The following is a 15862-nucleotide window of genomic DNA, read 5'->3' as shown; positions in this document are numbered from 1 at the left end:
CAATCATGCCACCGGAATAATCTCTTTATTACAGCTATTTTCTCAAATAAGCAAACAAATCATGACTAATTTGTGGATTTTTCCCTCTGTCAACTGCCAAAATTACTAATATCTCACAAGACATATCAAATCACAAATCTTAAAATTATAAATTGGTTTGTACCTACCACGATGTTTGGATAATTAATATGGTGTTGAATTAATTCGGTAGGCATATTCCCATCTTCCATACAGGTGGTTCTAGCCTAATGAGAAGAAATTTGCCAACAGGAAACAGATTTAACAGTCAACTATATAAAACCCGATGAATAAATCTTTCCCTCAGGATACTCAGCCTGCCAACAAAAAGCGCAAACCATTATGGTTAAGAATCCTTAGGCGCGGTGGTATTGCTTTGGGAGTGATGCTTCCCATTGGACTAGGGGTTGGCACTTGGCGGTTATGGATATTTATACAGCAAGATTTAGCTCCCCTAGCAGAGAAAAGTCTCACCACTACACTCAGCCGTCCTGTCAAAATAGGGAAAGTTAAAGATTTTTCCCTCCTAGGAGTGAGATTTGCAGCATCAGCGATTCCTGCTACTGCCACGGATCCAGATTGGGTAACAATAGATGGGGTAGAGGTGGGTTTTGATATCTGGAAATTACTATTTCAACGTCAATTAAAGCTGGATGTAACTTTGGTAAATCCCGATATTTACATTCAGCAAGATGCTCAAGGCAACTGGGTGAGTACAACTTTAGCTGACTCTGGTGAAGGTGGAGCAATTAAAACAGATTTGGACAATCTGCGGATTCGTAATGGCAAATTGGTTTTAGTACCTCATCAAGTCAGCTCCCCACGGGCAATTTTGCCCACAACCAAGAATAAAAATACCTCTGATCGACTCCCAAAATCCCACTCTCAAGCTAATAAAGGGAAAAAAAATCATCCCTTTACCTCTTCTATTCTCTCAAATTCCTCCATCGAATTTTCTCAACTGAATGGTTCTGCTCAACTGCGGGAAAACAATCAACTGATTATGTTTCAAGTGGAGGGAGAGTCTGGTAAAGGAGGAAATATTAATCTGTGGGGAGAAGTACGTCCCAAAAACCTAGCCGCTAGTTTGCAGATGCAAGCAGAGGATTTATTGGCTCCAGAGGTATCGAAATTGGTTCCATTACCCTTCAATTTCCAGACTGGTAGAGCTAAAGGTAATTTAAAAGTCCAGTTGATACCCCAGCAACAACCCTTATTATTTGGCAAACTGGCTGTACAAGGGTTAACAGTGCAACTACCCCAAGTACCCCAAACATTTAATAAGGCTAGGGGAAATATCAGCTTTCAGGGGATGGAGGTGAAACTAGAAAATGTAGTCACCAATTATGGCAAAATTCCCTTAGTTGCCAATGGCATTATCGATACACAAACTGGTTATCAGCTGGTGGGAAAGGTGAAGGGTGTTAACTTACCCCAGGCTTTAGATACTCTGCAAGTCAAATCTCCCATACCCGTAACTGGTCAAGTTAAAGCAGATGTCCGGGTTGGGGGTGCGATCGAAAAACCGATTATTTCTGGTACAGTCAGTACTATTAAACCGGCTCGCGTTGATCAAGTTGATTTTCACAAAATAGGTGGTAAGTTTGATTATTTTACCAGTACTGGTTTAATTTCTATTCGAGATATCCAAGGTAAAACAAAGGTAGGAGGGGAGGTAACTGGTGGTGGTATCCTGCAATTAGGGCAAAAACCTAGCCTGAATTTTCGCTTAGTAGGCAAGAATCTTCCAGGAGATAGTTTAGCTCAGACTTATAATGCTAAACCACCATTGCAAATTGGTAATGTTGCTGCAACCGCAGTATTAACAGGCACTCCCACCAATTTTCAGACCTTTGTTAAATGGCAAGCACCCCAAGCTACCTATCCCGCCACAGGAGAAACCATTGTTTACCCAGATCAAACCGTTGCCTTCCGCAATGTAGAATTAGCAATGGCTGGTGGTAAGGTTGTGGCGGCTGGGACTTGGGATCAGAAGAATTGGTATACAGTGGCACAAGCTAATGGGGTGCAGCTAGAGCCTTTCGTCCCCCAAGAACAATTGCAAAATGTCTCCCTGAATGGAGCTAATTTTAATGGACGGTTAATTATTTCCGGTAGTTCCGCACCATTCAATATCAGTAAAATTGATACTCAAAAAGGTGAGGTGAACATCGGTGGTGGTAAGGTAGCTGTATCAAAGATTCGCTGGGGTGATAAAAATTTTGCTGTTCAATTGGTAGCTAATGGTGTCCGGCTGGGGCAAATCTTGCCAGAATCCCATCCAGCTTTAGCAAATCCCTTGGCAGGTAAGTTTGAGATTGTTGGTAGTAGAGATAATTTTACCCCCAAGACAATGCAAGGGGTTGGTAACGGCATATTAAGTATTGGCGGTGGTACTGTTGCAGTCAATAATATCCAGCTAGCATCAGGTTTATATACAGCCCAACTGCAAGTAAATCAAGTTCCGTTACAACAATTGTCAGAAGTACCAGAGTTGTTCCAGGGAAAAGTTGTAGGTAAGTTTAAGGTGGCTGGCTCCGTAGATTCATTTCAATTGTCAGATATTCAAGCCACAGGTGATGCCAGATTAAATGTTGCTGGGGGTATCGCTACTGCTAATAATATTCAATTAAAAAATGGTCGCTACCAAGCCGCAGTTACAGCCAAGGGTCTGACTGCGCAAAAATTTAACGAACAGTTGCGGGGTAAGTTGGATAGTCAGTTCCAAGTCGCTGGCACGGTGGATAATTTTAGTTTAGCCAATATGCGTGCTGTGGGTGAAGCAAGTTTATCCCAAGGTATTGCTGTTGTGAAACAACCATTGTCAGGGCTGGTAGAATGGACGGGAGAGAGATTAATTGTCAAGCGAGCCACAGCTCCTGGTTTGCAAGCCAATGGTTATATCCTGGCTCAAGTCAAGGATGTGGAAGCACCGGAAATTACGGATTTAAATCTGAATGTAGATCTGAAAAATTACAACCTAAACCAACTGTTGTTAAATCTTCCCCAAGGCATGACTTTAGCCGGGAAGACAGACTTTCAAGGCAAAGTCACCGGTAAACCGGCTACACCCAATATGCAAGGAGAACTTGCACTCAAAAATTTCAAAATCAATCAGTGGGAGTTTGAGTCTAAATTAGGGGGAAATCTCCAATCAAATCCCAGTGGTGGTTTAAATTTAGATGTAAGTGGCACCAGAGATAAAATTGCTTTGAATCTCGATTCCAATGGTAATCCCCAAGCTTTTGAGATTAAATGGCAAGACACCTTAGCTTCCGGACAAACCCAAGGGGATAAATTAGCTGTCAAACTCAAAGATATTCCCCTCCAAGAAATTGGCATACAATTACCAACTCAAAACCCATTAGTTGCAGGGGTATTGGTGGGCAAATTAACCGGAGACTTCCTTATCAACCAGCAAACATGGGCAACTTCCGGAGAACTAGCGATCGCTAACCCCAAAGTTGGTACCATCAAAGGCGATCGCTTACAAGCTAAATTTAATTACGCCAATGGGACAACTATACTCAAGAGTAGTGAATTAATCAAAGGTAATAGTAAATACGCTTTTGCTGGTAATATTACTCAAACATCTGGGCTTCCCAAAATTAAAGGTAAAGCAACCATCGAAGGAGGACAAATTCAAGATGTCCTCAGCGCCTTGCAATTATTTGAAATCCAAGACTTGCAGAGGGGAATGGCTGCACCAAATTATGGCACTGCTGATGACTTAAAAACCAAACCTGTGGGCATCCCAAAATTACCTGTATTAACCCAAATTCAACGTTTTTACGAAATTTTGGCACTCCTAGAGAAACAGCGACAAACACGTCAAGAGTCAGAATTAATACCTCAACTAGCGGATTTAACCGGAATATTCAACGGCGAAGTTGCAGTTGATACCACAAAGGATATAGCAGTTGATTTTAAGCTCAAAGGTGAAAAGTTCGTCTGGGGTGACAAAAATTTTGGTTCTACTTATAATGCCGATCAAGTAATTGCCGAAGGTAGCTTTCAAAATGGAGATTTGAGGTTACTACCATTACGTATAGAGGCAAAAGACGGATTTATTGCATTTTCGGGAAACATTGGTGGTAAGGAACAAAATGGCAAATTAGAGGTGAAGAACTTTCCTCTAGAAGTATTGAGCCAATATACCCAATTGCCCATAGATATAGCCGGAAATCTCAATACCACAGCCGTTTTATCAGGTAGTATTGTTAATCCCCAAGCTAGAGGAACAATTTCTGTCAGTAATGGAGCTATTAATCAAAAGCCAGTTAAATTAGCTGATGCCAGTTTTAGTTATACAGATGGACGTTTAAGTTTTGGTAGCACAGTACAAGTTAGTGAAACAGAACCAGTAAATATTATTGGCAGTATTCCCTATGCCTTACCTTTCAATGGCATTGTTCCAGATAATAATGAAATCGATTTAGATATACAAGTAAAAAATGAGGGATTAGGTTTATTAAACCTATTTACTGACCAAATAGCCTTTGAAAATGGTCAAGGAGAAGTAGACATTAAAGTTGGTGGAACTTTGCAAGCTCCTTATTTAAATGGCACTGCCACCCTTAATAATGCCACATTTTCAGCCCGGACTCTGCCTGGAGATTTGACACAAGTTGCAGGAGAAATAAATTTTGATTTTGACCGAATTATAGTTAAAAATCTGCAAGGTAACTATAGCCGGGGTAAAGTAGAGGCTCAAGGACAAATTCCCATTACCAGGAACTTACCCACACAAATAGATAATCCTTTGACAGTTAGTTTAGAGGAATTATTATTGAACCTGAAAGGACTTTATCAAGGAAATGCTAGTGGTAAATTACAAATTACTGGCGCTGTCCTCAAGCCAACTCTCAGTGGTAAGATCAATTTAACTAATGGTCAGGTAGTGCTATCAGATGCTACCGATGCCAGTCAGACCCAGAAAAATGAGCAACAAGCAAAGCAAAGATTACGAATTAAAGCATCTAAGCAGAATAATCCAGAGTTAGATAACGCAATTGTCAAATTTGAGGATTTACAGTTAGATCTAGGAAAAAACATCGAAATTAACCGTCCGGCACTTTTCAACTTCCTAGCTACCGGAAGCCTTAACCTCAACGGCTCCCTGGGTAGTCCATTACCAAATGGAACGATTCAATTAAAAAAAGGTAGTGTTAATTTATTTACAACTCAATTAAAATTAACTCGCGGCTATAAGCATCAGGCGGTATTTACTGAAGATCAAGGTTTAAATCCATATCTAGATATTCGTCTATTTGCCAAAGTTTTAGATGTGATTCAAAGTACAGACTTTAATAAGGCAAATGCCGGTGGTTTAGCAGCCTTAGAAACAGTAAGGGTAGAAGCTAGTGTCCAAGGACCATCCGATACTCTCAATGAGAATTTAATCCTTACCAGTACTCCAGCACGTACAGAAACAGAAATTGTGGCTTTATTGGGCAGTGGAATCGGTCAAAATCAGCAAACCAATGATAGTACTTTAGCGTTGATTAATATTGCTGGTTCGGCGGTGTTTAATAATTTCCAGCGTTCTTTTAATCAAATTGGTAATACTTTTGGCTTAAGTGAATTGCGTATATTCCCCACGGTAATTTCTGAAAACACCCGAGCAGGTAGAAGAAGTACTTCTAGTTTGGAGTTAGCAGCAGAAGCTGGGGTTGATATTACTTCCAGAATTTCCGCTTCTAGTATTAAAATTTTAACCACTGACGATCCCATCCAGTGGGGTATAAATTATCGTATCAATGATGCATTTCGTTTACGTGGTTCTACTAACTTTTTAGATGATAATCGTGCTGTATTTGAGTATCAGAGGCGGTTTTAACAGTTATCAGTTATCATGCACGGTTTGCCCATTGTTTTTGAAGTTAGAGAAATTGATAAATAATACCAATTCAAATGATGTTTGCAACATATAAATTCTTCGTAAGGGCACGGCATCAGTAATACCGTTTCACTTTAAAATTGATGCACATAGGCAGCAGAGGAGCAGGGTGCAGGGGGACAGAATTTAAAGATTAATCATTTTTATCAGATTTTTCGTGAATTGGTATAAGATACTTTTATATAGGGTCTGCTGAATAACTGCAAAAGATTGATTTATCAATGCTTTGAGGCTATTTTATTGGGGAAAGACGTGCAAGAAAATTAGGATTTTAGGTTTAAAATCCTTGCATCTGTTATTTTTTCTGGCTAATAGAATAGAACTAAAGAGGCACCGAACTACTCCCAATCCCTACCCCCTACCCTCACCAAAAAACTTTTATGCCTAACGGCACGCTCCGCGAACAGCAAGCCCTATATATTGAAAGATTGTGGATGTTCCCTACCCATCTGTCCCATTCTGTTTTCAAAATTCCTCAATAATGCCTCAATATAGACACGAGAATAGGATTTAGGAGATTATACAAAAGTAAAAACAGTTGAATAACTAAATATGACTGCTGCTGTCAAAACATCTCCTAGTCTTGCTTCTCAGATGATAAATGGAATATCGGCAATTAAACCCCTAGCCAACTTCGCCAAGCACCAAGCCAGACAAATGATCATTAAACGTGCGGAAAAAATTGGTGTACCTTGGACTCAAGAAGTAGAGAAACTGAAACAGCGAGATTGGGAAAGTGATTTCGCCCAAGTCCACAATCCTCAGATATCTTATCCTGAATATTATTTGCAACCGTTCCACGCCTATGAAAAAGGGGATCTTTGCTGGGAAGCAGCCTTAGAGGTTGAAGTGGCAGCTAAAGCAGTTCATGCCAGAATTTGGCAAGAAGCAGGGGTAGAGGGTGATTCTCAATTGCGCCAGAGCTATCATGACATTATCAAGGCACAAATTCCCCATTCACCTCAAGATATCATGGATTTAGGATGCAGTGTGGGTATGAGTACCTTTGCCCTGCAAGCCGTTTACCTCCAAGCACAAATCACTGGTGTTGATTTATCCCCTTATTTTTTAGCTATTGCCCATTACCGTTCCCAACAGCGACAAGCTAATATAAATTGGGTTCATGCTGCGGGTGAGTCAACTGGGATTGCAGATAATTCATTTGATTTAGCATCTATGTTTTTAATTTGCCATGAACTACCCCAGTCAGCAACTAGAGAGATTTTTACTGAAGTGCGACGTTTACTGCGCCCAGGTGGACATTTGACAATCATGGACATGAATCCCCAAGCAGAAGCATACAAGAAAATGCCTCCTTATGTATTAACACTCCTAAAAAGTACTGAGCCTTATATGGATGAATACTTTACCTTAGATATGAGACAAACGTTGATGGAAACTGGATTTCATCCTCCTGCCATTATCCCCAATAGCCCTCGTCACCGTACCATAATTGCTCGGGTTCGTGATTGATTTATCTTTAATGCTGTGGGCAGTGATACCACCAGTATTATTACTCCTCGTTTACCATTACCGCGTTACCACTGCCCCCTCTTTATTACAATTATTTCTGTTTTTTCTGTTTGGGTTTATTGCTGGTTCATTTGCAGATTTTTTTGGACAGGTGTTTGACAATGTTGCTGGGGTGATAGTTAATGAAAAACAAATCCAGCCATCTTTTCCAGGGGAAATTTTCCGACAACTACTCCAAGTTGCACCCATCGCAGAAGGTTGTAAATTAGCTGCTGTAGTTATTCCTCTTCAACTTCTGCAAATTCAGTCTCGACTCTGTATCAGTAGTATTTTTTTGTTTGCCATTGCCACTGGTTTGGGATTTACTGCTCAAGAGAACTTGATATATTTGTTTAGTGGTACAGTATCGGCTTTGGAGCGATTGCTTTTCACACCAGTTCAGGCTATATTATCTGCTCCTTGGGGTTATGCTTTAGGCATGTCTATTTGCTTAAATATTCGTTCCCATAGATACACTCAAAGTGTTACCGTTGCTTGGCTAATGGCTGTAGCTTACCATGCCCTGGTGAATGTGTTATCTGCACCTGGTTCTAGGGGGATTTTCGACTATGCTTTATTTCCTTTGCTGTTATGGCTATTTTGGCAAATGGAGCAGTTACTGAGAAGGGTACAAACTAAGTACCCGATAAATATCATTTCTGGTAATACAACTGAGGAACGTTATTGGCAAATAGCTTTGATGGTTTTGGCTTTTTTCTTAGGTGGAAATGCTATTTTTGGGTTATTTAACCTAGCAAAAACTTTACGTCCTTTGGGTATGGAAAAAGCTTTTTCTGCTGGTTTTCTCTTGCCAACCTTGAGTCAGGTACTAGTTAATTTACTTTTAGGTGTTTTGGGGTGGGGAATTTTTCGTTATTTACGAGATTTACCAAGATATTAGGTGGAGGTGGGTAGTAATCCCCCTAAGGGAGTTCCAAATAAAAAATAATCAATCGTTATGAATGCAGGGAGCAGTTAAGTTACTGCGTTGCGCAGTTTCCCCGAGTTGTAGCAAGTGGCACAACCCGAAGGAGAGCAGGGAGAGGGAAAGTTATTTTGGTGACAAAAATTGGAGACGGGTGAAAAAGTCGTGACAAAATTGTTAATTGCCTGTAAAAGTAATTATTACAAAGGCTTGTTGACTCAATTTAAAGTTTCATTTATTGCCTTCATCAACAACTCGTTAATAGGTATCCCTAATACTTTTGCCATGGAAGAAATTACACTTTTAGGTGAAAAAGAACAATACAATCCTGCTTCTAAGAACCAAGGTTGTCCCTGGGGATCAATACGAAAATCAAAAAGACTGTAATGACGACAGCCTAAAGCCTGATGGCACTTCTTAGCAACTGCCTGAACAACCCCTGTCATGGGGTCGCTAGGGTCTACGATCCAAGATTTGATATTATCTTTAGCAGCGAAACTCAAGTCTCCATCCTCTGTTTGTTTAAGTTTGTCAGTGTGATTACGGATAGGATTGTCTTTTGAATTAACTAAATACTCTTCTAGGGGTAAACTTACTAGTTCCCCGTCATTGATGATGACTCCACATCTAACTTCCCTGCCAGGTTCAATATACTCTTCTACTAAGACTTCATCTGCATATTCAAAGGCTGTTTTCAGAGCAGAATCATATTCAGTAATATCTTTTACAAGAACTACTCCGAGGGAATTATCAGAGTTAGCAGGTTTAACCACTGCTGGAGGTTTAACTGTTGGTGTGTCCCCCTGACGCAGCAGTTCCCCGAAAGGTACTTTCACTCCTGCTGCTGCCACAATTGCCTTCGTTTTAGCCTTGTGGGCAGCTACTGCCATTACATCTGGGGTATTGCCTACATAGGGAATATTAAGTAAGTCAAGTAGAGCACGGTATTGAGTCATGCCAGGGATGCAAAACATCTGTGGTAGTGCTATATCAATTTTTTGTGCCACTATAAACTTGATAGCATCAGAGAGAGGCATAGGTTTTGCTGTCGCAATGTCTTCTTGATTTAAAGATAAAGGAAATCGCCACTGTCCATCAGGAGTAACGTAGGCAATATGAAATTCATAGAGTGAAGGATCCATCGTTGCTGCAATACAGTCCTTGGCATATAGGCTTGATAAATTGCAGTTAAAGTTATCGTATGCAGAACCAACTAAATGAAGGACGCGAAGTAATGGCATAATTAATTTCCTGTAATCAAAAAGTAACCAAATAGTCCCGTAGATATAGAAACTCGGGAAGCAAGCTATGTAGAGATGAAAAAACTTCCCTATAAAACATTTAAGTAGTTTATTTAATTCCTTTACCCTTTCCTCCATTTAAAAAAGAGCGAGATAACTTAGGATTACCAAACAACTGAACAAACCCATAAACTGCCATCCCCGCAGCCATACCGGGAAGAACTTCATAAATGGCACTGGATAGATTAAAGCCTAAATTCCAAATCAAAGCTGTAGTAATACCAATTCCCATCATTGCGATCGCTGTCAGTAAATTAACTGAGCGCTGCCAAACTGTCAATATTAATAAAGGACCCAAACCTGAAGCTAAGGCAGACCAAGAAAAAGTGACTAAACTAAACACATTGTTGCTTCCAGTTAGGGCGATCGCTAAAATTATTGCTGTTACTGTTAGGGTTCCTACCTTGGCAAGCTTATAAGATTGAGCTATACCTGGGAACAAGTCTTGGGTTAAGGCAGCAGAACAGGAAAGTATTTGTGAATCTGCGGTGGATATAGTGGCGGAAAACAGTCCTGCTAATATCAACCCTACCAAAACTACTGGTAGCAATTCTAATGATAGATAAGGTAGTGCTAATTCCGGATCGCCAGAAGTCGCTAAATCTGGCATTAGTACCCGCGCTGCTAAACCAATTCCTGTAGCAGAAATAGAATTTAAAATCCCCAAGCTAGTTTTGAGATTTCTAGCAAAATTAATATGTTCGGCTGAATCAATCGCCATAGCACGAACCATAATATGGGGCTGCCCAACCACACCAAAGCCGGCTACTATCCAACCGATAAAGAAAGGTAAAAACCCCCAAGGCTGCTGTGAAGAGTTCCAGGCTATTAAATCTGGGTCAATTGCTGCTAAAGACTGCCAAAGTTTGCCCGTTCCACCACAGCTAGCAACTGCCACAACTAGCAATATTACCAAGGAAATAACCATAATGATGGCTTGTACTGCATCGGTCCAAATGGAAGCACGAATTCCTCCAGAAAAGCAGTAGATGACGACAATTGCAGCCCCTATAATGATGCCTAAATGATAGTTCCATCCAAACACAACATTGACGGCTTTGCTTCCTGCTACCAGTTGAGCAGCAGCATAGGAACCGAGAAAGGCAATGGTAATTAGGGCAGAAATAATCGCAACTAAACGAGAACCTTGGGTATTTTGGCTGAGAAAGGAAGATACGGTATCTGATGCAGTCTCCTCTGATACTTGCCTCAACCGTTTAAACACAAAATACCAGGCGAGATAGTCGCCAATTACCCAGCCAATAGTAAGCCACAGGGAGGAAATTCCTATTTTATAGGCAAAACCAACTTGACCGATGAATAATAAACCACTTTGACCAGTTGCCATAGCTGAAAGTGCAGTCAGCCAGGGATTTACATTACGACTAGCGAGTAAATAATCGGTGGTGTTACTTTGCTTGCGAGTTGAAGAGTAGATACCAACTCCTGTGAATAACAGCAGAAAGAAAATAAAAGTAATTGCAATTCCAACTTGTTTAGTCATTACTACTTATTTATATGTGTAGCTATTGACGATTTATATACGCAATATGGCATAAATAAACCAAATACTTTCAACATTTCAAAAGTCGGAAACAACTGTTTATTTCCACGTATCGCACTACGTAATTAGGTTATCCCTTCGACTTACTTCGACTGCGCTCGTTACAAGTCGCTCAATTTCCCCATCGTTAAGCCGTTAGGAAATCATTGAAAGCTCAAACCTTTAATTAGTAAACTTATTACTTGCACATAGTGCAATGACGATACTAATCTCCTCCTAACTCTACCAATTTGCCAATATTGAAATCGATTCTCACCCAGCCTTTCAACTTTCGCAAATTCTCCAACAATAATAAAGTTATCTGCCAGTGGTGTACTGTTAAAAATGGTAGGGGGTCGTTCGCTTGAAAAATGGCATCTGTTCCATTAAACACCTTCCGCATCCAAGCTTGCAAATCTGAGAATGAAGCAACTTCAGTCAATCGCCATATTTCATGGTAGAGCCAGTAAGTAGGTTTACTATTAGGGAGTGGTACAATTGGCACTTCGTTTTCATCTTTACTATCCTGAAGATAAGCAGCTGCTAATCCTGGATGGTTGTAGAACATGGTAATAGCAGAATGGGTACGAGGATTGCATTCAATCGGATATACTGTACCATCTTCTGTTTGGATGAAATCAAAGGAAATTTGTCCGGTTAAATTTAATTCTTTGACAAAACTCTCAACCCATGCATATATCTCTGGTTTTTCGATATGCTCATAATTGACTTGGAAAGGAGAAGATTGGGAACAGCAATGAAGTCTAATTTTTCCCTTGCGGACAGTACTATGGGTACAATATTCCTGACCAGTAATAAACTCTTGCATAATCCAAGGGTTTTCTTCACTAATAGGCAGATTTTTGACATAATCTTCCATACCTACGAAGGGTAACTTGGTCATATCCAAGCGATATACTGAATTATAACGAATGCTTTTGATCAGATACTTACTGCGATCGCTCTGGAAGTCAAAATCAAGGATTTGCTGTGGGTTAGTAATCAGAAAGGCTTTTGGCGCAGTTAATCCCAAAGAATGGGCTTTTTCACACAGGGTAAATTTGTCGTCTAACAGTTGAGTAAGTTCAGGGGAAAAGTGAATTACCTGACAATAAGGTTTAATTAATTCCCCTGCCAGAGAGTCGTAATAACTGGCAACTGGACTAGATACTGGGATAAAAGCATTAATATTTTCTTGCCGCACAATCTTTAGTATGGCTTGACAATAGCCATCTGCATCTTTTTCTGGTGCTGGAACTGTATAAAATTTTTTCACAGCATTGGAAAAACGATGACCTGATAACCAATATTTATCAGTCTCAATCAAGATAACATTATGTCCCGCTCCGTGGAATGAACGAGCAAGCTGTAAAGCCTTGGTCATTTTTCCCCCAGTTATCAAAATATTCTGGGGATTATCGATTGCTTTTACCTTTTTGAAAGGTGAGGTAATCCAATTCCAGATCAGAGTAATAGCAACAATAACAAAATTGAACGGCAATGCTAATGTTAGCAGCAATAAAGTCCCTAAGTTTCTCACCAGGGCAGAAATTCTCAACACAAGCGACGACGAATTTTCCATTAACCTTTCAAACTAACCGTAAATACCAAATGGAAGAGCCAATAATAAAAGGAGAATTATTAGCTCATACCCTATAACTACTTGCGACGAATAATGGTTAAACCATCTCGCAACGGGAGTAGGACTTGCTCTACTCGAGGATCATCCGCTACAAAGCGGTTGAATTGAGCAATACCTTCTCCATTAGCAGTCCGTTGTTCTGCGGGTAAATAAGGCTGTCCTTGGAGTAATGTATTATCTACACAGATAAAACCACCGGGAGCCAACAAATCCCTATCTAGCAGGAGTTTGAAGTAATCTACATATTCCTTTTTATCAGCATCAATAAACACTAAATCAAAGGATTCTTGAGCATCCGCAAGATTTTTCAATGTATCTAAAGCTGGAGCTATTTCTATCTTTATTTTGCTGCCATCGGGAGACTCATCAAAGCAACTGCGGGCAAAGTCTGCCACATATTGATCTACTTCACAGGCAACCATATGCCCATCTTCAGGCAAAGCTTCTGCCATAGCTAAAGCTGAATAACCAGTGAACATACCTACTTCTAAGATACGCTTTGCCCCAGTCATGTAGACAAACAACTTTAAGGTTTGTCCCTCAATATGCCCAGAAAGCATTTCCTGCTCTAACTGACGCACAGTTTCCCCATCAGAAAACCGCTTGCTCCAATCTTCTGTTGCGGTTTTTTGAGCTAAAGCTGCCAAAGCTGGAGATTCAGAGGTACTGCATTCTTCCAGGTACGGATCTATACCCGTAGCTAATGCAAATACCTGCTGTAAAGAAGCCATCAAAGAGGCGGAAACTTGTTCTTCTTTAGCTATCTGGACAGTCTCTTCCAACTGTTGCACCAATATACTTAAAGGAGTTACAGGTCTAGCTGCTTGTGGAGTTGTTAATACTTGACTCATATTGATCCTCCCTTATTCTAGACCGAGGTCTCTCAAGTACATTTCTTTGCCACTTCCACCATCGGGAAAAGCAGAGCATAACTGCTTATGCTTGTCAACTGCTCCTTGTAATAATCCTGAAGATACTTCCTGGGCATAATCACAAGAACCAATTCCCGTTGGTAGTGGAGCCCATAGACCTCCATCTCCTCGCTTACGGCGCATATTTTTCTGACCTTCGAGCATGATATCAATATCTTCCAAGATGGGGTGATAAACAGACAAGCCGAGGGAGCGACACAAATTAATAATGCGATCGCGTTCTTCTGTTCCTAGCCAACCCATTTCTACTGCTAAACTAGCTCCGAAAGCCATACCAATGGTGACAGAATGACCATGCATTAACTTTGCAGCAGGCTCAAACCGGGGACTCCAAGTGTGACCATAGGCATGGGGACGATCTTGATAAGTCTCGAACATATTTGTTCCCTCATGCTTCATATAGGAAAACAATGCCCGATAGATTACCTCATCAGCAATCTTTTCTAATTCCTCATCTCCACCGATGGTAGCAAAGTGAGTTTCTACCAACTGAGGACCATATTGTTCCATTAATTCAAATAGAACAGGGTCATCGGTAACAGCCATTTTGATAATTTCCGCCATCCCATTACGGACATGACCTGTAGCTAAGGTGCGGAATAAACTACGGTCTACCAAAGTCAATACTGGTGGATGATAAGCTCCAATACTGTTCTTAAACTGGCTTCCATTAGTGCAAGTACGGGGTGAAGGACCAGCATCAATCGCTGCAACCACCGTGGTTCCTACCATAATGTAGGGAGTACGTCGGTGTTGTAGGGAACAGGCTAGTCCAGCTACATCACTGAGGACACCACCACCCACAACTAATACGGGTTCGTTCCGGGATACATCACAGCCATCTTTACCAAGAAACTTCAACAACTGATGTACGGTTTCGGGGGTTTTGTCAGATTCCCAAGCACGACAAGAAAGTAACTTGAGAGGAATTTCATGGTACTCAAAGTAACGTCTAATTGAATCCCCAAAAAGCTCATCTACGGTGCGATCAACAATTGCCACACAACGACCACGATGGCTATAAACTTCGGCTAAGGTTGGATTGGAAGGTTCAAAAACTCCATCCACTAACTTAACTTCTCCTCTGAGGGTATAAGTTGCAGAAATTTCAAAGGAGCGACCATCTCCACTAGCGGTAATTTCTCCATGACCTGTATACCACTCTGAGGTGCGATACTTCTCTGGGTGATTGAATTGAATAATCTGCTCTGACTCTGAAGGAGACAGCTTTTTAAGTGCCTCAGTCACTGACTGGGGATGGGGCTTAGCTTGAACCATATCTGTATTATTGCGAGAATGTTTGTTTATTTATTCGGAAGGAATCAGTCGAAATTCACACACAATTTGGAAGGCTTCTTTAAAATCTTTGCACGACAAGGATTTTAGAGATTAAGCCGAAATACTATTTACGTGAGACTAAGTGTTTCAGTAGTGCTTAAGAATGTTCACTTTTCAAATTGTGTTTGCGTTTTTAAGAAGTAGTGACTAACTCCACATGAATGTCATCACACGGGTAGTGTATCAAAATCTTAAAAAAAAGTAAAGTTTTGCAAAATCCTCGATTTCAGTTATATAATTCCTGGGTGATTACTTATGATATTGCCATCCATATAAAAATCACCCTAACTCTTTCTCCCCCTATTCCCTGCTCCCTGAACCCTTGCAGCCCTAATGATAAGTATTTAATCGGACATGATATTTAAAGGTGAATAGCACGCTTGATAAGCTATAGGCTATGTAGAATAGGCACCACAGCTTGAAAAGCTATTGAACAATGGAAAGATAGCTTAACCAATTCTCCAAAATAAAGCTACACATGGGGAACAGAGGGAGAATTATCTGTAGCCAGGATTTAGAGAAATGGTATTAACCCTTTTCTGTCACTTTCGGAAGAGAATAATCTATAAACCTTACAGGATAGGACTTTTACCAAAAACCTTGATTTCAAGCATTATATTAAAAAATAAACGCTCAAATGCTCCCTCTATCTACAGTTGAAAATTTGGCCATGATTTTTATTTTCCCAGAGTGACTAAAAGAAGGATTAAGAAATTTTCTTTGATGCAGTTTTCTCTGATGCGAGCTGACCT

General features: G+C 40.4%; 8 protein-coding genes. 3 read left to right on the top strand and 5 right to left on the bottom strand.

The window, feature by feature from the left end; translation table 11 throughout:
• Positions 1-304 precede the first annotated feature (304 nt).
• The 3 genes from CALSC_RS03980 to CALSC_RS03970 all read left to right on the top strand — a co-directional run bounded on the left by CALSC_RS03980 (position 305) and on the right by CALSC_RS03970 (position 8330).
• On the top strand, positions 305-5857 hold the full coding sequence (locus tag CALSC_RS03980) for a translocation/assembly module TamB domain-containing protein (protein ID WP_088240118.1): 5553 nt from the start codon (positions 305-307) through the stop codon (positions 5855-5857).
• Positions 5858-6469: 612 nt separating this feature from the next.
• A complete protein-coding gene (locus CALSC_RS03975; protein ID WP_088240117.1) occupies positions 6470-7390 on the top strand; it encodes a class I SAM-dependent methyltransferase in 921 nt (306 codons plus the stop codon).
• Positions 7383-8330, top strand: coding sequence for a PrsW family glutamic-type intramembrane protease (locus tag CALSC_RS03970; RefSeq protein WP_088240116.1), 948 nt, complete (start codon positions 7383-7385; stop codon positions 8328-8330). Before CALSC_RS03975 ends, CALSC_RS03970 begins: the two co-directional genes overlap by 8 nt.
• Before the next feature lie 242 nt (positions 8331-8572).
• On the opposite strand, the gene CALSC_RS03965 is transcribed toward CALSC_RS03970, so the two are convergent.
• The 5 genes from CALSC_RS03965 to CALSC_RS03945 all read right to left on the bottom strand — a co-directional run bounded on the left by CALSC_RS03965 (position 8573) and on the right by CALSC_RS03945 (position 15050).
• Entirely contained in the window at positions 8573-9595 is a 1023-nt protein-coding gene (locus tag CALSC_RS03965; protein ID WP_088240115.1) for a D-alanine--D-alanine ligase family protein, read from the bottom strand.
• A 109-nt stretch (positions 9596-9704) separates the two neighbouring features.
• Complete coding sequence (locus tag CALSC_RS03960; RefSeq protein ID WP_088240114.1) at positions 9705-11159, bottom strand: sodium/proline symporter; 1455 nt, start codon at positions 11157-11159, stop codon at positions 9705-9707.
• Positions 11160-11424: 265 nt separating this feature from the next.
• Complete coding sequence (locus CALSC_RS03955) at positions 11425-12780, bottom strand: ATP-grasp domain-containing protein (protein ID WP_200817557.1); 1356 nt, start codon at positions 12778-12780, stop codon at positions 11425-11427.
• Between the two features lie 77 nt (positions 12781-12857).
• Positions 12858-13691, bottom strand: a complete 834-nt coding sequence (locus CALSC_RS03950) for an O-methyltransferase (RefSeq protein ID WP_088240113.1) — start codon at positions 13689-13691, stop codon at positions 12858-12860.
• 12 nt (positions 13692-13703) lie between these two features.
• Positions 13704-15050: a sedoheptulose 7-phosphate cyclase gene (locus tag CALSC_RS03945; protein ID WP_088240112.1), complete on the bottom strand. Its 1347-nt coding sequence runs from the start codon at positions 15048-15050 to the stop codon at positions 13704-13706.
• Positions 15051-15862: the final 812 nt, after the last annotated feature.

This window comes from Calothrix rhizosoleniae SC01 (genome assembly GCF_900185595.1).
In the GTDB taxonomy this organism is placed as follows: domain Bacteria; phylum Cyanobacteriota; class Cyanobacteriia; order Cyanobacteriales; family Nostocaceae; genus Calothrix_A; species Calothrix_A rhizosoleniae.
This window is presented reverse-complemented; position numbering and strand designations above follow the sequence as displayed.

What these genes read in the sequence shown, in the direction of transcription:
- CALSC_RS03965 (WP_088240115.1), bottom strand. Translation starts at nt 9,595, where the DNA reads ATGCCATTACTTCGCGTCCTTCATTTAGTTGGTTCTGCATACGATAAC.
- CALSC_RS03955 (WP_200817557.1), bottom strand. Translation starts at nt 12,780, where the DNA reads ATGGAAAATTCGTCGTCGCTTGTGTTGAGAATTTCTGCCCTGGTGAGA.
- CALSC_RS03975 (WP_088240117.1), top strand. Translation starts at nt 6,470, where the DNA reads ATGACTGCTGCTGTCAAAACATCTCCTAGTCTTGCTTCTCAGATGATA.
- CALSC_RS03980 (WP_088240118.1), top strand. Translation starts at nt 305, where the DNA reads ATGAATAAATCTTTCCCTCAGGATACTCAGCCTGCCAACAAAAAGCGC.
- CALSC_RS03950 (WP_088240113.1), bottom strand. Translation starts at nt 13,691, where the DNA reads ATGAGTCAAGTATTAACAACTCCACAAGCAGCTAGACCTGTAACTCCT.
- CALSC_RS03960 (WP_088240114.1), bottom strand. Translation starts at nt 11,159, where the DNA reads ATGACTAAACAAGTTGGAATTGCAATTACTTTTATTTTCTTTCTGCTG.
- CALSC_RS03945 (WP_088240112.1), bottom strand. Translation starts at nt 15,050, where the DNA reads ATGGTTCAAGCTAAGCCCCATCCCCAGTCAGTGACTGAGGCACTTAAA.